This is a genomic window from Arthrobacter sp. 05N428_2 (assembly GCF_056397065.1).
In genome coordinates this window covers 43,530-62,438 of record NZ_JBFTMR010000006.1, presented here as the reverse complement: position 1 = coordinate 62,438, position 18,909 = coordinate 43,530, and the positions used below count along the sequence as shown (strand labels likewise).

Below are 18,909 nucleotides of genomic sequence, written 5' to 3'. Positions count from 1 at the left end.
GGCATGAACCACGGTCCGAACGTTCGATCCGGTCGTTCGAAATCTACGTATATCTAGGATAGTTTGTTGCGCCCCGTTCTGAAAGACGCTGTGGCCAGCTTCGCCCCAGTCCCATGCCTGCCGGTCCGCCATGTGCCGGCCCGTTCAGCCTTGGACCGGACCGGGTTCCGGGCGGGACGCAGGGCCGGGGTCCAGCAACCGGGCCGGAAGTACGGATTTGTTCCCGAACTTGCGGGTCACTCGGTCCAAGGCCTGCTCGGCGGCGCGCCAGTTGTCGTCCCGGCGGTCCAGGCTGAGCTGCAGCGGCGCCTGTGCCGCTTCCTCGAGCTGCTCCGCACGGATCCCAACCAGCCGCACCGTCATGGGCCGCGGGCCGACCGACTCAAGCAGCTGCAGGGCGACGCCGTAGAGCAACTGCGCGCTGTCGATCGGGGTGGCCACGGTGCGGCTTCGGGTGATCGTGGAGAAGTCGGCGTAGCGCAGCTTCAAGGCGACGGTCCGGGCGTGCATGCCCGCGCTCCGCAGCCGCTCAGCCGTGCGGTGCGCCAGCCGGAGCAGCTCCCGGTGAAGCAGCGCATCGTCAGCCGTGTCGACCGCAAAGGTCTCCTCGGCGCCGATGCTCTTCTCCAGCCGGACGGGCGTCACGGGCCGGGGGTCGATCCCCCACGAGAGCCGGTAGACGTGCTCGCCGGTGGCGCCCAGGATCTTTCGCAGCGAGGGCAGCGGCGTAGCTGCGACATCGGCAACCGTGCGGATCCCCATTCGGGCGAGCATCTCCACGGTTTTGGCGCCGACCCCCCATAGCGCGTTGACCGGCAGGGTGTGCAGGTAGGGAACGGTCTCGTCCGGACCGATCAGCAGCAGGCCGTCCGGCTTGCACCGGGTTGAGGCGATCTTGGCGACGAATTTGCTCGCCGCGATCCCCACCGATGCCGTGATGCCCAGTTCGCCGGCAACCCGACGTCGGACCAACTCGCCGATCTCCCGCGGTGTCCCCAGCCGGCGGATGGCGCCACCGACGTCGAGGAAGGCCTCGTCGACGCTCAGGGGCTCGACCAGGTCGGTAATCGACTCGAAGATGGCCATGATCTGGCCGGATACCTCGTAGTACAGCTTGTGGCGGGGTTCGATGATGACCGCTGAGGGGCACATCCGTGCCGCGACCACCATGGGCATCGCGGACTTGACGCCGAACTTGCGGGCCTCGTAGGAAGCAGACAGCACCACGGAGCGGTCCGCGGGATAGCCCACGATCACGGGCCGGCCCTTGAGGTGCGGACGGCTGCGAAGCTCCACCGAGACGAAGAAGGCGTCCATGTCCACGTGCAGGATGCTGCTGCGCCGGAGTTCGCGAAGGCTCGCTTCGCTGTTCTGATTCCCGCTCTCCGGCCCCACGCATCAATCCTATGCGCAGGGACTGACTAAACTGGAGGCTGCATCCGGCGTCAACACCAGGAGGAATGTCCCTGTGAAGGTTTTTGGAGAGCGCAAACGCGCCGTGGCGGTACTGGCCGCCGCCGGCGCCCTGCTGGCCCTGGCCGCCTGCACCCCCGGCCAGGGGGCCACGTCAGCGTCGTCGCCGTCGGCGTCTACGGCGGCCGCGACCAGCGAGGCCTCCACCACGGCCCCTCCCAGCCCGTCCGCCCAGCCTGGCACCTCCGCCACCGTGGGCGCCCTCGTGGCCGGCTTCCCGGAGCAGCTGCTGCCGGTGATGCCGAGCGCCAAGGTGGAGTCAAGCAGTTTCGACAAGACCCGGACCCCGGCGACGGTCGCGCTGGTGGGGAAGATCACCTTACCGGCTGCCGGCGTCGTGGCGTACTACAGCAAGCAACTGGAAGACCAGGGCTTCAAGCCGGTCCCCGGCGAGGCCGTGGGGTCCGTGGCATCCAAGGACTTTCTCCGCGGTGACAATGAAACGGTGAACCTCGCTGTGGTGGAGACCGCCGGGGTCTCCACGTTCACCATCGGCGCCAACGTCGCCGCTGAGTCCGTCAAGTGAGCGTGGCCGAGCAACTGCGGGTTGAGCAGACAGACTTCGTAGCCGCCGTCGCCGGCAAGCTGACCGGCTTCCTGACGGATCGCACCACGCTGATGTCGGCCATATCTCCGGACATCGACCCGCTGATGGGTTCCATCTCGCACCTCGTAACGGGCGGCAAACGCCTCCGCGCCCTGATGTGCTACTGGGGCTGGCGCGGGGCAGGCGGCGACGCCGGTGCCCGCGAGGTGGTCACGGCCGGCTCGGCACTCGAGCTGTTCCAGGCCGCCGCCTTGATCCACGACGACATCATTGACCGTTCCGACACCCGCCGCGGCGGACCGAGTGTGCACCGCCGCTTCAGCGAACTGCACGCGAGCCAGGGCTGGGCCCTCGATCCGGAGCGCTTCGGCCACGCCGCTGCCATCCTCACCGGTGACCTGTGCCTGTCCTTCAGCGAGGAGTCGTTCACCGAAATCGGCGACCGGGCGGCTTCCGGAAGCCGGGCCCGGCTCATCTTCAACCTGATGCGCGCCGAGGTTATGGCCGGTCAGTACCTGGACATCCTGGAGGAGGTGGCCGGGCCGCACCGGGACCGGGCCGGCGCCGTCAGCCGCGCCCAGTCGATCATCCGCTTCAAATCGGCCAAGTACTCCACCGAGCACCCGCTCGCGCTGGGGGGTGCGCTGGCGGGCGCTCCCGACGAGCTGCTCCGCGGCTATTCTGCCTTCGCGCTCCCCCTCGGTGAGGCGTTCCAGCTCCGCGACGACGTCCTGGGAGTGTTCGGCGACCCCCTCACCACCGGCAAGCCGGCCGGCGACGACCTCCGCGAAGGCAAACGGACTGTGCTCATCGCCTTCGCCCTCGATCAGGCGTCACCGGCCGAATCGAGCTTCATCGACGCCAAGCTGGGCAGCCCGGACCTGGGCGACGGCGACGTGGCGGAAATCCGCCGGATCATCATCGATTGCGGGGCGCTCCAGGCCACCGAAGTCCTGATCGAGGAGTTTGGCCGGGCGGCACTGGCGGCCCTGGACCTGCTGCCGCTGGAGGAGCTTCCCAAGACGGCGCTCCGGAAACTGGCCGAGGCCGCGGTCAGCCGCGCTGCCTGACGGCACCAGCCTGACGGCGTCCGGAGATGCGAAAGGCCGTGCAGGGCATCAGCCGCCGTGCACGGCCTTCGCCGTACTGCTCTACTTCATCCTGAAATATCGTGCTGCTGCTTACCAGGCCATGGTTTGGGCCCGGCGCCGGATCTCCGTCTTGCGGCCCTCACGGAGCGCGTCGATCGGCCGGCCGCGCAGGGACTCGTCAGCGGTGAACAGCCAAGTAATGAGTTCCTCGTCCGAATAACCAGCGTCAGCGAGGACAACGATCGTGCCCTTGAGGCTCTCCACGGCGTGGCCGTCTTGGATGAAATCCGCCGGGACGGAGCGGATCCGCCGGTCGCCGATCCGCAGTGCCGCCAGCGCGCGCTCGTCCAGCAGCGCATGAACCTTCGTGATGGAAACATCCAGCAGCTTGGCCACATCGGGCAGGGGCAACCATTCGCCTACAAGGCTTTCTACAGTACTCACGGATCAAGATTGCCATGCCGGGGCGGATTGCGCCTAGTCGGCCACGGCCTGCTAATGCGACCTCTTAACGTGGCGAAACCCAGATGCAGGCTAATAAGCCGCCCCCGCTGGCCGTTCGCGGTGCGGAACGGGCCCGGGAGGGCCGCCCCAGGGCCGCCGGCCGGGCCCACCTGTCGGGTCGGCGGGCGACACTCCAGAAATCCGTGTTTGCGGAATGTCAAACAGTTCTTGTGCTATTTCGCAATTCATGAGAGATTCACATAGTTCACATTTGTAACGACAGTATCTTCAGTATCTTTAGTCACACTGGTAACACCAGTAATACCGGCCTGACCTGCAGCGTTCGCCGCTGAGAAGAGGATCTTTCCCATGACGACGTCTCGTACGCCGAAGTCCCACACGAGGCCCGGCCTCCCGCTGATCGCGGCGACGACGGCGGCCCTGCCCGCCGTCGTGCTTTCTTCTCTGGCGATCGCACAACCGGCCTTGGCCGAACCGCAACCGCGCGCGATCCCGGCGACACTCGCCGCCGCCATGCAAGCCCAGGCCCAAGGGCTGACCGCCAAGTCGCTGCCTGCGCTGATTCCGGCCGCGTCCGTCCCGGCCACCATCCCGGCCGCGTTCCAGCCCGCGCAGGTGTCCGCCCCGGCGGAGTACACGATTGCCCGCGGTGACACCGTCAGCGCGGTCGCCGGCAGGTTCGGCCTAGACACCTATGCGGTGCTCAAGCTGAACAACCTGCAGGCCAACACCGTGATCTACCCCGGCCAGACGATCAAGCTCACCGGCGCGGCGAGCCCGGCGGCACCTGCGGCGCCCTCGGCTCCCGCTCCCGCGGCCCCGGCCGGCGGACAGGTCTACACCGTGAAATCCGGCGATACCCTGAGCGGCATCGCGGCCCGCCACGGCGTGAGACTCTCTGAGGTCTTCGACTGGAACGGGCTCAACATGCGTTCCGTGATCTACCCGGGACAGCAGGTCAAGGTCGGCGCCGGCGCGGCCGCACCTGCTTCTCCGGCTCCGGCGGCACCCGCTCCCGCCGCCCCGACGCCCGCCCCGGCGGCCCCCGCTCCCGCGGCACCGGCCAGYTCCGGSTCCTACACCATCAAGGCCGGCGACACCCTGTCGGGCATCGCCGCCCGGTACAGCGTCAAGCTCTCGGACATCCTGTCCGCGAACCAGCTGACCATGAGCAGCATCATCTACCCGGGCAACAAGCTGGTCATTCCCGGCGCCGGCACCATTGCCCCGGCCTCCAGCCAGCCGGCCCCTACCCAGCCGGCCGCCACCGTGACGCCGCTGGTGCCCAGCACGTTCCTTGGGTTCAGCTACCCGGAAGCGGTCGTCAACTCGGCCAACCAGAACAAGGCACTGCTCAACGCCGCGCCGGTTCCCAGCACCGAACAGATGAAGCAGATCGTGGCCGACACGGCGCGCCGCATGGGCGTGGATCCCTCCTTGGCCCTCGCCTTCGCCTTCCAGGAATCCAGCTTCAACCAGCGCTCGGTGTCCCCCGCCAACGCCATTGGCGCCATGCAGGTGATCCCGTCCTCGGGCCAGTGGGCTTCGGACCTGGTGGGCCGGAAGCTGAACCTGCTGGACCCGTATGACAACGCCACCGCCGGCGTCGCCATCATCCGCCAGCTGGTCCGCACCAGCAAGGACCTGGACAACGCGATCGCGGGCTACTACCAGGGCCAGTATTCGGTGAGCACCAGGGGCATGTTCGACGATACGAAGATCTACGTGGCCTCGATCAAGAAGTTGCAGCAGAGCTTCAGCTGACCGCCAGCATCGCGCGGAGCTGAGCACTCCGCCGCGTAACGATACGGGTCCGGATTGCATGTCAATCCGGGCCCGTTTCCGTGCAGAGCTTAGGATCAAATGGTGCAGGAATACACATCGGACGCTCTCGTCGGGACCCTGGTGGACAACCGGTACCTGATTCAATCCAAGCTGGCCCGTGGCGGGATGTCGACCGTCTATCTCGCCACCGACCGCCGGCTTGAGCGGGACGTGGCGCTCAAGGTCCTGCATCCGCACATGGCCGGCGACCCGCAGTTCCTGGACCGGCTGGGCCGCGAAGCCAAAGCAGCGGCCAGGTTGTCGCACCCGCACGTCGTGGGCGTTTTGGACCAGGGTGAGGACGGTCCGTTGGCGTACCTGGTGATGGAGTACATCAAGGGCCACACGCTGCGGGACGTGCTCAGGGAAAAGGGCGCCCTCACCCCGCGGCTGGCCCTGGCCCTGATCGACCCTGTCGTGGAAGGCCTCGGCGCGGCGCACGGAGCCGGCCTCATCCACCGCGACGTCAAGCCCGAAAACGTGCTGATCGCCGACGATGGCCGGATCAAGATCGGCGATTTCGGCCTGGCCCGGGCTATCACGACGACGACGAGCACCGGGGCGCTGATCGGTACGGTCGCCTACCTCTCACCAGAACTCGTGATGGGCCGGCAGGCCGACGCCCGCAGCGATATCTATTCCCTCGGGATCATGCTTTACGAGATGCTCACCGGACAGCAGCCGTTCGACGGCGAAGTCCCCATCCAGGTCGCCTACCAGCACGTGAACTCCACCGTCGGTGCGCCTTCCGCGCTGGTCCCGGGACTGGCCGCCGAGCTCGACGAACTGGTTCAGTGGTGCACCGCCAACGACCCCGACAAGCGCCCGGTGGACGGCAATGCGCTGCTTTCCGAGCTCCGCCACATCCGCACCAACCTCAGCGACGCGGAACTGGAACTCCGTCCGCCCGCGGCCGCAGCCGCGGTCACCATGCCGGGAATCGCAGCGACGGCGGCAGCCGGTGCGGGCGCGCCCGGTGAAGCCCACACCGAAATGCTTGGCGGCATCCAGCGGCCCACCGAGGTCATCAGCCGGGCCAGCAATCCGACCACCGTCCTCTCCGGCACGCCGCGGCAAGGTCCGCCGCGGCAAGGTGCGTACGGACCGCTCGCCACCCCGGAGGAACGCGAGTTCGGCGCCGATGCGGAAGTGGGCCGGGAGGCGCCAACGGTCCCGGCCAGCAAGCGGGCCCAGCGCAAACAGGGCCGTGACGAGGAGAAGGCCCGTCAGCGGGCGGCGGCAACGCCCAGCCGCAGCCTGCGTGCGGGCAACCCGCGGCGCCGCGGCCTGGTCTGGATCCTGGTGCTGGTCATTGTCGCGTTGCTGGCAGCAGGTGCCGGCTGGTTCTTCGGCATGGGCCCGGGGTCGCCGGGGACCATTCCGCAACTGGCCAACAAGACCGTCGCCGAGGCACAACAGCTGCTCCGCACGGCCGGTTTCCAGTCGACCACCCGGGACGTCTTCGATGACAACGTGTCGCCGGGGCTGGTGGTCGGCTCTGAGCCTCCGGCCGGGAAGGTCATCCGCAGATTTGAGCCCGTCTCCCTCGCCGTCTCAAAGGGGCCGGAGCTGTTCCCGCTGCCCGCGCTGACGGGCAAGTCGCTCGATGACGCCAAGACCGCCCTCAACGGCGCCGGGATGGCCCTGGGGCCGGTCACCGAGAGCTACGACGACGCCGCGGCTGCGGGAACCGTGCTGGCCCAGGCCCCGGGCAAAGACACTCCCGCCAGACACGGGACGCCCGTCGGRCTGACGGTCTCGAAGGGCCCGCAGCCGCTTCCGGTGCCGGATGTGCGAGGCAAGGATCAGGGTGAGGCCGTCAAAGCCATCGAAGCCGCCGGCCTGAAAGCCGCGATCGCACCCGAGACCGTCTTTGATAAGAAGGTGCCTAAGGGCGCCGTGGTATCGCAGGATCCGGCGTCCGGCACCCTCACCAAGGGCGGCGCGGTGACCCTGACCATCTCCAAGGGTCCCAAACTTGTTGACGTGCCCAGCTTCATCGGCAAGCAGGTCGACGAGGCGCGCAAAGCCCTTGAACAGCTGGGCTTCGAAGTCCGGGTGAACAACATCCTGGGCGGCTTCTTCGGCACCGTCCGGGACCAGGAACCTGTGAACAAGAAAGTCCCCGAGGGCTCCGTTGTCACGCTGACCGTGGTCTGACAACCGTCAGGCGGCCACTTACACAAAACAGCTCCGCCCCCGGCCTTATCAGGCCGGGGGCGGAGCTGTTTGCCGCGACGGAACCGCCGTTTAGCGCTTGGAGAGGGATCCCGCGACCAGGAACGCCATTTCCAGGGACTGCATGTGGTTCAACCGGGGATCGCAGACGGACTCGTACCGGTCCAGGAACGCGTCCTGGTCGACCGGGTCGGCCCCGCCGAGGCATTCGGCCACATCGTCGCCGGTCATTTCCACGTGCAGGCCGCCCGGGACTGTGCCGAGGCCGTGGTGGACTTCGAAGAAGCCGCGCACTTCGTCGATGACGTCGTCGAAGTTTCGGGTCTTGTAGCCGTTCGGCGAGGTCACGGTGTTGCCGTGCATCGGATCCGTGACCCAGAGGACCTGCGCGCCCGAAGCGGTGACCCGCTCAACGATGGGCGGCAGCTTCTCCCGGATGTTGCCCGCGCCCATCCGGGTAATGAACGTCAGGCGGCCCGGTTCCCGGTTCGGGTCCAGCTTGTCGATCAACCGAAGCGCGTCATCGCCGCTGGTGGCCGGGCCGAGCTTCACACCGATCGGGTTGCGCACGCGGGAAAGGAAATCGACATGCGCGTGGTCAAGTTCGCGGGTGCGTTCCCCGATCCAGAGGAAGTGCGCCGAGGTGTCGTAGGGCAGCCCGGTGCGCGAATCGATGCGGGTCAGGGCGCGCTCGTAGTCGAGCAGCAGGGCCTCGTGGCTCGCATAGAACTCCACCCGCTTGAGCGCCTCGAAGTCAGCCCCGCACGAAGCCATGAATTTGATGGCGCGGTCGATGTCGCGGGCCAGCGACTCGTAGCGCGCGTGCGCCGGGTTCTCGGTGAAGCCCTTGTTCCACTGGTGCACGAGCCGCAGGTCGGCGAAGCCCCCCTGGGTAAAGGCGCGGATCAGGTTCAAGGTCGACGCCGAGGTGTGGTAGGCCTTGAGCATCCGCCCGGCGTCGTGGGCGCGCGATTCGGGTGTGAACTCATAGCCGTTGACAATGTCGCCGCGGTAGGCCGGCAGGGTGACGCCTTCGCGCGTTTCATCGTTGGAGGAGCGCGGCTTGGCGAACTGGCCCGCCATCCGGCCCATCTTGATCACGGGCATCGCCGCGCCGTAGGTGAGCACGACGGCCATCTGCAGGATGGTCTTGACCCGGGCGCTGATCTTGTCCGCCGTGGCGGCTTCGAAGGTTTCCGCACAATCCCCGCCCTGGAGCAGGAACGCCTTGCCCTGGGCCGCCGCGGCGAGCCGTTCGCGCAGGATGTCCACCTCGCCGGCGAAGACCAGCGGCGGCAATACGGACAGTTCCTTAACCGAGGCCTCAAAGACGGCCGGGTCGGACCAGCTGGGCTGCTGCGAGGCGGGCAATTCCCGCCAGTCGTCCAGTCCCGGATAGTTGGCGGCGCCGCTCTGGGCAGTGCTCGCTAACGACGTGCTCGCTAACGACGTGCCGGCGAAAGGCGTGCCGGTCAGGGCGGAACCCGCAGGCGAGGAGTTGTTGACGGGGGACGTCGAAGGCGCAGATAGCTCAGTCACCCTCTAAGGATAGTTGCCGCCGCACCGAACGGGGGTGCCCGGCGTCATTGACTGAACGCCCTCCGTCACACTGATCCGGGAGCGTCCGGGCCGGTGCTCCCGGCGCCGGCCTCCGGCAGTCCGGTGGCCTTCCCGGCCAACCGGAGTTTGACGACGGCGGCGTACTCGTCGACGTATTCCTGGCCTGAGAGCCGCATCAGTTCGTACATGATCTCGTCCGTCACGGAGCGTTGGATCAGCCGGTCGTCCTCCATGCCGTAGTAGCGGCTGAAGTCCATCGGTTCGCCGAAGATCATTCCGATCCGGCGGATGTTCGGCACCCGCTTGCCGATCGGCTGGACCTTGTCCGTACCGATCATCGCGACCGGGATCACTGGAACGCGGGCCTGCAGGGCGAGCCGCGCCACGCCCACCTTTCCGCGGTACAGGCGGGCGTCAGGGCTGCGGGTGCCCTCGGGGTAGATGCCCAGGAGCGAGCCGTTTTTCAGCACATCCATGCCCGCGTTAAGGGAGAGCGCGGACGCCGCTCCCCCGGACCGGTCCATCGGCAGCTGGTTGGTGAGGCGGAAGAAGGCAGCCGTCAGTTTGCCCTTGATTCCCTTGCCCGTGAAGTACTCGGACTTGGCCAGGAACACCACCGGCCGGGGCACCATAAGCGGCATGAAGATGGAATCGGAGAAGGACAGGTGGTTGGAGGCCAGGATTGCCGCGCCTTCGGCCGGGACGTTGTCCAGCCCCTTGACCCACGGGCGGAACAGCGACTTCAACACCGGCCCAAGGACGAAGGTCTTCATGAACCAATAAAACACGCGATGTACCCCTCCGGCAGGCGTCTGGCCGGCCCTGGGTCGGCCCGGCCAGGACTTCAATGACACCCTACTCTAGTGAGTTTTGCCACGAACAGTGACACGATGGGCACATGAGCGAAAGCAGCACTCCGATGGCCCCTGCCGCTTTCAGCTACCCCGGGCATGGGACCAACGCCGGCATCGGCGTGGCCATCTGCCACGGCTTCACGGGAAGCCCCCTGTCGGTTCTGCCTTGGGCCGAGCATCTGGCGTCGCTGGGCCATGCGGTGTCCGTTCCGTTGCTGCCCGGACACGGCACCGACTGGCGCGACCTCGCCCGGCACAGCTGGCAGGACTGGTACGGCGCGTTCGAAGCCGCGTACCTGGACCTCGCGGCCAGGACCCGCACCTGCTTCGTGGCCGGGCTGTCCATGGGCGGAGCCATCGCCCTCCGCACCGCGGCCCGGCAGCGGGTGGCCGGCGTCGCCGTCGTCAATCCCGGCCTCAGCTTCTACGACCGCCGGGTGCGGTACATCGGGGTACTCAAGCACCTGCAGCGCACCACCGTGCCGCTCCGGGAGGCCGAGTCGACGGCGGCGCCCACGCAGGACGGTGACTACTCGCTGACCCCGCTGCACGCCGTGCATCAGTTGCGCAAGCTGTTCACCGCGACCCTGCGCGAACTGCCCGCCGTCGAGGCGCCCACCCTCGTGTTCAAGTCAGACACCGACGCCGTGGTGCCGCCCTCCTCGCTGGACCTGCTGCGCAAGCGCCTCGGATCGCGGGAGCTGTCAGTGGTGCGCCTGCCCGAGAGCGGACACGTTGCCACCCTGGACGTCGACGCACCGCTGATCTTCGCGGAGTCCGACCGCTTTTTCCGCGAGCACACGGCCGCATCCGGCGTCCAGTCCCATGTCCAATCCCCTGTCCAGTCCCCAGTCGAACCCAGAGTCCCTGCCGGCCCCGCGCAGGCAGCTAGCACGGAGCGCCCATGAGCACAGCACCGGACCACTCACCCTTCAGCAGCCCGTTTACCGGCGCCGGTCCCCGGACCGGCGTCGTGGTCTCCCATGGATTCACCGGCAGCCCGCACGGCGTCCGGGAATGGGCCGAGTCCCTCGCCGCCGCCGGATACGCCGTGCGGATGCCGCTGCTGCCCGGGCACGGCACCAGCTGGCAGGAACTGGCCCGGACACGGTGGCAGGAGTGGCACGCGGGGATCGACGCAGCCTACTTGGAGCTGGCCGCGGAGTGCGAGCACGTGGTGGTGGCCGGCCTCTCGATGGGCGGGGCCCTGGCGCTGCGGCTGGCGGCCACCCGCCCGGTCGCCGGAGCGGTCCTGGTGAACCCCGGTCTGGTTATCGACGATCCCCGCGCGCCGCTGGCCGGGATCCTGAAGTTCGTGCTCAAAAGCACGCCGGCAATCGCCAATGACATCCTCAAGGCGGGCGTCGATGAGGGCGCGTATCCGCGCACCCCGGTGGCGGCGGCCCACGAATTGAACAAGATGTTCAGGGACACCCTCCGACTGTTGCCCCGGATCACGGCGCCGGTCCGGGTCTACCGCTCCGCCGTGGACCACGTCGTCTCCGACGCCAGCGTGGCCGCCCTCCGCCGCGGGCTGAGCAACGCCCCGCTGGAAGTCATCAGGTTGGAGAACAGCTACCACGTGGCTACCTTGGACAACGACGCGCCCCGGATCTTCCGCGGCACGGCCGAGTTCATCCGCTCCGTCGTGGACGGGCAAAACCCCGGTGCCACCAGCACCAGCCGGAAGGAAACGGCAGATGACTAAATCCGACTCCGGCTCCCCCGACCCGGACTCCAGCGCCAACCAGGACGACGCGGTCTGGCTGGATCTGGTCGCCAGGCTCGAGGCCACCGACTCAGGCCTCGGCGGCCCTGGCGACGGGACCCCCGCCGCACGGACTTTCCGCGACTTCGACCCGCTCGGCCTCGCAGCCCCGCCCCCGCCGGAACCCCATGCCGGCCGCCCGGCCGCGCAGGACGGTGTTGGCCAGCACCGTGACGGCGGTGGCGATGGAGATGCCTTGCCCGGGCCGCGGGACTATGAGCCGGAGGACGAGGGCGACTTCATTCCCGAAGAGCCTCCCACCCTGGCCGGATCGGACCCGATGACCGTGCTGGCATGGCTGGGGGCCGTCGGCGGCCCGATCGCGCTGCTGCTGTCCGCCATCTTCTGGCGGACTGCGCCACCGTTGGCGGTGGCCGGCATGGTGGTGGCGTTCGCGGCGTCGGTGGTGTTCCTGATCATGAAGTTGCCGCAGGAAAAGGACGAGCACGACGACGGAGCCAGGGTCTAGCCGGCCCGGGGCCGCCGAGCTTCGGACCCGCTAGCCCCGCATCCGGCTGCTGACCCGGGAGAGGTCCGCGGCGCCGATCAGCCCCGCGTTGGGGCCCAGCGCCGCGAGTTCGATCGCGGCGGCCGGGCGGAAGCCGCGGCCCGTCAGGTTACGCGCGAAGGCCTTCCGTGCGGGGGCCAGGAGGAGGTCACCGGCGTCGCAGAGGCCCCCGCCGATGACGAGGGTGCCCGGGTCCAGGGCAGCGGCCAGGTTCGCCAGCCCCAGGCCGAGCCACTCCCCGACATCTTCGAGGAGTTCCCGCGAGGCGGGGTCGCCGGCTTTGGCAAGCCCGGTGACGATCGCTCCGGTGATCCGCTCGGGGCGGCCGTCCGCCGCCTTCAACAGTTCCTGGGCCACCGGCGAGTTGCCGTCGGCCAGTTCCCGCGCCTCGCGCCCGAGCGCGTTACCGGAGGCATACTGTTCCCAGCACCCGCGGTTGCCGCATTCACAGCGGTGGCCGCCGGGCACCATGATCTGGTGGCCGAATTCGCCGGCGACACCGAACCGGCCCCGTTCCAGCCTGCCGTCCATCACCATGGCGCCGCCGATTCCGGTGCCCAGGGTGATGCAGACCAGCCGGCTCTCGCCCCGCCCCGCGCCGAAGCGCCATTCCGCCCAGCCGGCGGCGTCGGCGTCGTTGGTCAGCAGCACCGGCCGCCGCAGCATGCGTTGCAGGTTGTCCCGCAGCGGCTCGTTGCGCCAGGCCAGGTGCGGGCTGAACAGCACGGTGGACCCGTCCAGGTCCATCCAGCCTGCGGCGCCGATGCCCACCGACCAGATCCGGTGGCCGCGCCCCAGTTCCTCGACGAGTTCGACGATCACCCGTTCGACGGCGCGCGGGTCGCTTCCGGGGGTGGACCGTCGGGCCTGGCTGAGGATGCGCCCCTCGGCGTCCACCACTCCGGCCGCCACCTTGGTGCCCCCAATGTCCACGCCGATCGCCAGTCCCCTGCGCCCGAGCCGCAGGTGCTCGCGGAAACGTCCGCCCCCCGCCGGGCCGGGGTGGCCTGGTGCCCTGCTCCGCCAGGCGGCTGTCATGCGCTGAGGGCCGGCCGCCGGCCGGGTGTTGGTGTGTGCATCGTTCCTCATTCTATGGTCTGCCAGGTCATTCTCCGCGGGCACCCGGGGGCGGCCCGGGTGGCACGACCGGCGGTCGGGACCATAAAGTTACTCACCAGTAGTGAAATTGAACACACCCGCCACGGGCCACCTACTAAGGTTGGTCGTACCCCCTTGCGGGTCTATGGATATCAAAGGAGCTATCGTGCGAGAAATCATTGTCCCGCCCCTGGTCACCGTCCCGCCGGAAACGAACGTGACGGACCTGGTCCTGCGCCAGGCCGCCAAGGCATCCAATCCTGCCCTGTTCTCACGGCTTGACGCCGCCGGCCAGTGGCAGGACGTCCGGGCCACTAATTTCCTGGCCGACGTATCCTTGCTCGCCAAGGGCCTGATGGCCAGCGGCGTGGGGGCCGGCGACCGTGTCGGCATCATGTCCCGCACCCGGTACGAATGGTCTCTCGTCGACTTCGCGATCTGGTTCGCCGGCGCCGTCTCGGTCCCGATCTACGAAACGTCCTCCCCCTCGCAGGTTGCCTGGAACCTGGGCGACTCGGGCGCCGTCGCGGCGTTCGGCGAGTCGGCCCACCACGAGGACATCATCCGGCAGGCCGCGACCTCCGAGGGCCTGACCGGGCTAAGGCACGTGTGGCAACTCGAAGGGGACGGCCTCCACGAGGTCCGCGCGGCCGGCTCCGCGATCAGCGACGAGGCACTCGAGGCCCGGCGCAGCCAGGCGTCCCTGCAGGATCTCGCCACCATCATCTACACCTCGGGCACCACCGGGCGCCCCAAGGGCTGCGAGCTGACCCACGGAAACTTCGTGGAATTGTCCGACAACGTGCTGGCCACCTCTTTGGGCCAGACTGTCAACGAGCACGCCCGGACCATCATGTTCCTCCCGCTGGCGCACGTCTTTGCCCGCTTCATTTCTGTCCTGGCCGTGGCGGCCGGCGTGACCGTCGCGCACACCCCCGACATCAAGAACCTGCTGCCGGATCTGCAAAGCTACCGGCCCACGTTCATCCTCGCGGTGCCGCGGGTTTTTGAGAAGGTGTACAACTCGGCCCTGACCAAGGCCGAGGACGGCGGCAAGGGCGCCATCTTTCACCGGGCCGCGGAAACTGCCATCGCCTATTCCCGGGCCAGGCAGGCAGGCAAGGTGGGCCCGGGCCTTCGGCTCAAGCACGCCCTGTTCGACCGGCTGGTCTATGGCAAGCTCCGCGCCGCGATGGGCGGCGAGGTCGCGCACGCCGTATCCGGAGGCGGCCCGCTGGGCGAACGGCTCGGGCACTTCTTCCAGGGCGTCGGCCTGCAGATCCTCGAAGGTTACGGCCTGACGGAAACCACCGCCCCGGTCACCGTTAACACGCCGTCGCTGATTAGGATCGGCACCGTCGGCGCCCCGATCCCCGGCAACGCCGTGAAGATCGCCGACGACGGCGAGATCCTCGCCAAAGGCGTCTGCGTGATGCGGGGCTACTTCAACCGGGACGATCTCACTGCCGAGGCCTTCGAGGACGGCTGGTTCCGCACCGGCGACATTGGCCAGCTCGACGACCAGGGCTTCCTGACCATCACCGGCCGGAAGAAGGAAATCATCGTCACCGCCGGTGGCAAGAATGTGGTGCCGGCGCTGCTGGAGGACCAGATCCGTGCCGACGCGCTCGTCTCGCAGGTCCTCGTGGTGGGCGACAACCGGCCCTTCATCGGCGCCCTCGTCACGCTCGATGAGGAGGCCCTCCCGGGTTGGCTGCAGCGCCACGGGCTCCCGGCGTCCACCACGCTGGCCGAGGCCACCGGGAACCCCGCCGTCATGGCGGCGGTCCAGGAGCTGATCAACCAGGCGAACCAGTCCGTCTCCCAGGCCGAGGCCATCAAGTCGTTCCGGATCGTGACGTCGGACTTCACCGAGGCCTCCGGCCACCTGACCCCGTCCATGAAGGTAAAGCGCGCCCAGGTGATGAAGGACTACGAGGACGTGGTCGAGGAGATGTACGCCGCGAAGCGTCCCACCCACGCCTGAGACGCCCGCACCACACTCACCTGCACAACGAAGACCTGCACCACTCAGACCAGAAAGGGCTCCCCCGGCCGCAGCCGGAGGAGCCCTTTCTGCTGGATGCCGCTGCCGCTATTCGACGACCAGCAGCAGGTCACCGCCCTGGACCTGTTCGACGGCGCTGACGGCGATCCGGGCCACGGTGCCGGCCACCGGCGTCGTGATCGAGGCCTCCATCTTCATCGCTTCGATGGTCGCGACGGTTTCCCCGGCCTTAACCGCGTCGCCCGGCTTGACGGTCAGGGTGACGGCACCGGCGAACGGCGCGGCCACCTGGCCCGGCTGCGAGGCGTCGGCCCGCTCGGCCGCCTTGACGTTGCTCACCACGGACCTGTCACGGACCACCACCGGCCTGGACTGGCCGTTGAGCGTGCACATCACGGTCCGCATCCCCTTCTCATCCGGCTCCGACACGGCCTCCAGCGAGGCGATCAGCCGGACCCCCTTCTCCAGTTCGATCTCGTGCTCCGCGCCGCGTTGCAGCCCGAACAGGTAGTCGCGGGTGTCCAGGACCGAGAGGTTGCCGTAGGTGTCGACGCTCTTCTGGTAGTCCTTGGTGGGACCGGCGAAGAGCAAACGGTTGAGCGTCTGCTGCACCGTCTTGGAGTCGCCCTTGAGGGCCTCGCTGTCCTCGGCGCTGAGTTCGGCGTCGCGGACCTTGACGCTGCGGCCCTGCAGGGCCTTGGTCCGGAACGGCTCCGGCCAGCCGCCGGGCGGGTCGCCCAATTCGCCGGAGAGGAAGCCGATGACGGAGTCCGGGATGTCGTACTTTTGCGGGTTCTCGTTGAAGTCCGCCGGGTCCGCGTTGAGGCCCACCAGGTGCAGGGCCAGGTCGCCGACCACCTTGGAGGAGGGCGTGACCTTCACGAGCCGGCCCAGGATGCGGTCCGCCGCGGTGTACATGTCTTCGATCGCTTCGAAGCGTTCGCCCAGGCCCAGCGCCATCGCCTGCTGGCGCAGGTTCGAGAGCTGACCGCCGGGGATCTCGTGCTGGTAGACCCGGCCTGTGGGGCCTGGCAGGCCCGATTCGAAGGGGGCGTAGACGCGGCGCACGGCCTCCCAGTAGGGTTCCAAGGCGCACACGTTGGCCAGGCTCAGGCCGGTGTCGCGGGGTGTGTGGGCCAAAGCCGCGACCAGCGCCGAGGCGGAGACCTGGCTGGTGGTACCGGCCAGTGAGGCCGAAGCCACGTCCACGGCGTCCACTCCGGCATCCACGGCGGCCAGCAGGGTGGCCAGCTGGCCACCGGCGGTGTCGTGGGTGTGCAGGTGGACCGGCAGGTCGAACCGCTCCCGCAGGGCCGTCACCAGGCGTGCGGCGGCCGCTGGGCGCAACAGCCCCGCCATGTCCTTGATGGCAAGGATGTGCGCGCCGGCGTCAACGATCTTCTGCGCCAGCTCCAGGTAGTAGTCCAGGGTGTAGAGGGTTTCCTCCGGATCCAGCATGTCCGCGGTGTAGCAGAGGGCGACCTCGGCCACGGCGGTGCCGGTCTCCCGCACGGCGCGGATGGCGGGGGCCATCTGGTTGACGTCGTTGAGGGCGTCGAAGATGCGGAAGATATCGATGCCGGTCGCGGCGGCCTCGTTGACGAACGCCACGGTCACCTCCTCCGGGTACGGCGTGTACCCGACGGTGTTCCGGCCGCGGAGCAGCATCTGCAGGCAGATATTCGGCAGCGCCTTGCGCAGCGCGGCCAGGCGGTCCCAAGGGTCCTCGCCCAGGAAGCGCAGGGCGACGTCGTAGGTCGCGCCGCCCCAGGCCTCGACGGAGAGCAGTTCCGGGAGCAGCCTGGACTCGGCGGGGGCGGCCGCCACGAGGTCTCGGGTACGGACGCGGGTCGCCAGCAGTGACTGGTGCGCGTCGCGGAAGGTGGTGTCGGTGACGGCGACCGCCACCTGCTCGCGGAGGGCCTTCGCGAAGCCCTCCGGCCCGAGCTCGAGCAGCCGCTGGCGGGACCCCGCCGGGGCGTCTCCTTCGGCGAGGGCCGGAAGCTTGTCCGCCGGGTCGCTGTGCACGGTGAGCTCGCCGTTCGGCTTGTTGACCGTGACCTCGGCGAGCCAGGTCAGCAGCTTGGTGCCGCGGTCCGCGGAGACCCGCGCCTTGAGCAGTCCGGGGCGTTCGTCGATGAACGAGGTGGCGACGTCGCCCGCGACGAAGTCCGGATCGTCCAGTACGGCCTGCAGGAAGGAGATGTTGGTGGACACGCCGCGGATCCGGAACTCGGCGAGGGCCCGCCGGGCGCGGGCGACGGCGGTCGGGTAGTCGCGGCCGCGGCAGGTCAGCTTGACCAGCATCGAGTCGAAGTGCGGGCTGATCTCGGCACCCGAGTACACGGTGCCGCCGTCGAGCCGGACACCGGCGCCGCCGGCCGAACGGTAGCCGGTGATCTTGCCGACGTCGGGACGGAAGCCGTTCGCCGGGTCCTCGGTGGTGATGCGGCACTGCAGCGCGGCGCCCCGAAGCTTGACCGTCTCCTGCGAGAGGCCCAGGTCGGCGAGGGTCTCGCCGGCGGCGATGCGCAGCTGCGCCTGGACGAGGTCGACGTCGGTGACTTCCTCGGTGACGGTGTGCTCGACCTGGATGCGCGGGTTCATCTCGATGAAGACGTGCTGGCCGGCCCGCTCACCCACGGTGTCCACGAGGAACTCCACGGTGCCCGCGTTGACGTAGTTCAAGGCCTTGGCGAATTTCACGGCGTCCCGGTAGAGCGCCTGCCGGATTCCCTCGTCCAGGTTGGGCGCGGGGGCAATCTCGATGACCTTCTGGTGGCGGCGCTGGATGGAGCAGTCGCGCTCGAAGAGGTGCATCACGTTGCCCTCGGCGTCGGCGAGGATCTGGACCTCGATGTGCCGCGGCCGCAGCACTGCCTGCTCCAGGAACATGGTGGGATCGCCAAAGGCTGCATCGGCCTCGCGCATCGCGGCCTGCAGGGCCTCGGGCAGCGCCTCACGGGTGTCCACCCGGCGCATGCCCCGCCCGCCGCCGCCGGCGACGGCCTTGGCGAAGATGGGGAACCCGATTTCGTCCGCGGCGGCGATGAGCTCGTCAACGTCCTTGGAAGGCTGGCTGGATCTAAGCACCGGCACGCCGGCCCTGCGGGCGGCCTCGAGGGCGGCGACCTTGTTGCCGGCCAGTTCCAGGACCTCCGCCGGCGGACCGACGAAGGTGATGCCGGCGGCCGTTGCCGCGCGGGCCAAGTTGGGGTTCTCGGAGAGGAAGCCGTAGCCGGGGTAGATCGCGTCGGCGCCCGCCTCCTTCGCGACCCTGACCACTTCGTCCACGTCGAGGTACGCCCGGACCGGGTGCCCCTCCTCGCCGATCAGATACGCCTCGTCGGCCTTCTGGCGGTGGATGGAGTTACGGTCTTCGGTAGGAAACACCGCAACCGTTTTGGCACCCAGCTCATAGCTGGCCCGGAAGGCACGGATCGCGATTTCGCCGCGGTTAGCCACCAGAATCTTGGAAAACATACTTCTCCTGCATCATTGCGAGCGGTCGGTAAGTTGTCACAGTTTCTAAGAC

14 protein-coding genes are annotated in these 18,909 nt (G+C 68.5%); 8 read left to right on the top strand and 6 right to left on the bottom strand.

The window, feature by feature from the left end:
* Positions 1 to 144 precede the first annotated feature (144 nt).
* A complete protein-coding gene (gene dinB, locus AC1DGI_RS08560) occupies positions 145 to 1,395 on the bottom strand; it encodes a DNA polymerase IV (RefSeq protein ID WP_476898464.1) in 1,251 nt (416 codons plus the stop codon).
* A gap of 73 nt (positions 1,396 to 1,468) precedes the next feature.
* On the opposite strand from dinB, the gene AC1DGI_RS08555 reads away from it, so the two are divergent.
* The gene (locus AC1DGI_RS08555) at positions 1,469 to 1,999 is read left to right on the top strand and encodes a hypothetical protein (RefSeq protein ID WP_476898463.1); all 531 of its coding nucleotides are present in this window, start codon (positions 1,469 to 1,471) and stop codon (positions 1,997 to 1,999) included.
* Positions 1,996 to 3,090 carry a polyprenyl synthetase family protein gene (locus AC1DGI_RS08550; protein WP_441401633.1) on the top strand — a complete coding sequence of 365 codons (1,095 nt, stop codon included), beginning with the start codon at positions 1,996 to 1,998 and terminating at the stop codon, positions 3,088 to 3,090. The genes AC1DGI_RS08555 and AC1DGI_RS08550 overlap by 4 nt, the downstream gene beginning before the upstream one ends.
* A 111-nt stretch (positions 3,091 to 3,201) precedes the next feature.
* On the opposite strand, the gene AC1DGI_RS08545 is transcribed toward AC1DGI_RS08550, so the two are convergent.
* Positions 3,202 to 3,555: an Rv2175c family DNA-binding protein gene (locus AC1DGI_RS08545; RefSeq protein ID WP_441401635.1), complete on the bottom strand. Its 354-nt coding sequence runs from the start codon at positions 3,553 to 3,555 to the stop codon at positions 3,202 to 3,204.
* Positions 3,556 to 3,924: 369 nt separating this feature from the next.
* On the opposite strand from AC1DGI_RS08545, the gene AC1DGI_RS08540 reads away from it, so the two are divergent.
* Both AC1DGI_RS08540 and AC1DGI_RS08535 read left to right on the top strand, forming a co-directional pair.
* Positions 3,925 to 5,340: a LysM peptidoglycan-binding domain-containing protein gene (locus AC1DGI_RS08540; protein ID WP_476898462.1), complete on the top strand. Its 1,416-nt coding sequence runs from the start codon at positions 3,925 to 3,927 to the stop codon at positions 5,338 to 5,340.
* Between the two features lie 99 nt (positions 5,341 to 5,439).
* The gene (locus AC1DGI_RS08535) at positions 5,440 to 7,560 is read left to right on the top strand and encodes a Stk1 family PASTA domain-containing Ser/Thr kinase (protein ID WP_476898461.1); all 2,121 of its coding nucleotides are present in this window, start codon (positions 5,440 to 5,442) and stop codon (positions 7,558 to 7,560) included.
* Positions 7,561 to 7,650: 90 nt separating this feature from the next.
* Here AC1DGI_RS08535 and AC1DGI_RS08530 read toward each other — a convergent pair whose 3' ends face one another.
* Together AC1DGI_RS08530 and AC1DGI_RS08525 are read right to left on the bottom strand one after the other, a co-directional pair.
* Entirely contained in the window at positions 7,651 to 9,054 is a 1,404-nt protein-coding gene (locus AC1DGI_RS08530) for a class II 3-deoxy-7-phosphoheptulonate synthase (RefSeq protein ID WP_476898587.1), read from the bottom strand.
* 128 nt (positions 9,055 to 9,182) lie between these two features.
* Positions 9,183 to 9,926, bottom strand: a complete 744-nt coding sequence (locus AC1DGI_RS08525) for a lysophospholipid acyltransferase family protein (protein WP_441401729.1) — start codon at positions 9,924 to 9,926, stop codon at positions 9,183 to 9,185.
* A 110-nt stretch (positions 9,927 to 10,036) separates the two neighbouring features.
* Between AC1DGI_RS08525 and AC1DGI_RS08520 the strand changes: the two genes are divergently transcribed.
* The 3 genes from AC1DGI_RS08520 to AC1DGI_RS08510 are packed head-to-tail and all read left to right on the top strand — an operon-like array spanning position 10,037 to position 12,229.
* On the top strand, positions 10,037 to 10,900 hold the full coding sequence (locus tag AC1DGI_RS08520; RefSeq protein ID WP_441401731.1) for an alpha/beta hydrolase: 864 nt from the start codon (positions 10,037 to 10,039) through the stop codon (positions 10,898 to 10,900).
* Positions 10,897 to 11,700: an alpha/beta hydrolase gene (locus tag AC1DGI_RS08515; protein ID WP_476898460.1), complete on the top strand. Its 804-nt coding sequence runs from the start codon at positions 10,897 to 10,899 to the stop codon at positions 11,698 to 11,700. Before AC1DGI_RS08520 ends, AC1DGI_RS08515 begins: the two co-directional genes overlap by 4 nt.
* On the top strand, positions 11,693 to 12,229 hold the full coding sequence (locus tag AC1DGI_RS08510; protein WP_476898459.1) for a hypothetical protein: 537 nt from the start codon (positions 11,693 to 11,695) through the stop codon (positions 12,227 to 12,229). The genes AC1DGI_RS08515 and AC1DGI_RS08510 overlap by 8 nt, the downstream gene beginning before the upstream one ends.
* Positions 12,230 to 12,259: 30 nt before the next feature.
* On the opposite strand, the gene AC1DGI_RS08505 is transcribed toward AC1DGI_RS08510, so the two are convergent.
* Positions 12,260 to 13,306 (bottom strand): ROK family glucokinase, encoded by a 1,047-nt coding sequence (locus tag AC1DGI_RS08505; RefSeq protein WP_476898586.1) that lies wholly within the window; start codon positions 13,304 to 13,306, stop codon positions 12,260 to 12,262.
* Positions 13,307 to 13,532: 226 nt separating this feature from the next.
* Between AC1DGI_RS08505 and AC1DGI_RS08500 the strand changes: the two genes are divergently transcribed.
* Positions 13,533 to 15,353: an AMP-dependent synthetase/ligase gene (locus AC1DGI_RS08500; protein WP_476898458.1), complete on the top strand. Its 1,821-nt coding sequence runs from the start codon at positions 13,533 to 13,535 to the stop codon at positions 15,351 to 15,353.
* A 108-nt stretch (positions 15,354 to 15,461) separates the two neighbouring features.
* Here AC1DGI_RS08500 and AC1DGI_RS08495 read toward each other — a convergent pair whose 3' ends face one another.
* Complete coding sequence (locus tag AC1DGI_RS08495; RefSeq protein ID WP_476898457.1) at positions 15,462 to 18,857, bottom strand: pyruvate carboxylase; 3,396 nt, start codon at positions 18,855 to 18,857, stop codon at positions 15,462 to 15,464.
* Positions 18,858 to 18,909: the final 52 nt, after the last annotated feature.

Excerpts from the sequence above, each read along its gene's own strand:
- AC1DGI_RS08520 (WP_441401731.1), top strand. The coding sequence starts at position 10,037 with ATGAGCGAAAGCAGCACTCCGATGGCCCCTGCCGCTTTCAGCTACCCC.
- AC1DGI_RS08515 (WP_476898460.1), top strand. The coding sequence starts at position 10,897 with ATGAGCACAGCACCGGACCACTCACCCTTCAGCAGCCCGTTTACCGGC.
- AC1DGI_RS08510 (WP_476898459.1), top strand. The coding sequence starts at position 11,693 with ATGACTAAATCCGACTCCGGCTCCCCCGACCCGGACTCCAGCGCCAAC.
- AC1DGI_RS08505 (WP_476898586.1), bottom strand. The coding sequence starts at position 13,306 with ATGACAGCCGCCTGGCGGAGCAGGGCACCAGGCCACCCCGGCCCGGCG.
- AC1DGI_RS08495 (WP_476898457.1), bottom strand. The coding sequence starts at position 18,857 with ATGTTTTCCAAGATTCTGGTGGCTAACCGCGGCGAAATCGCGATCCGT.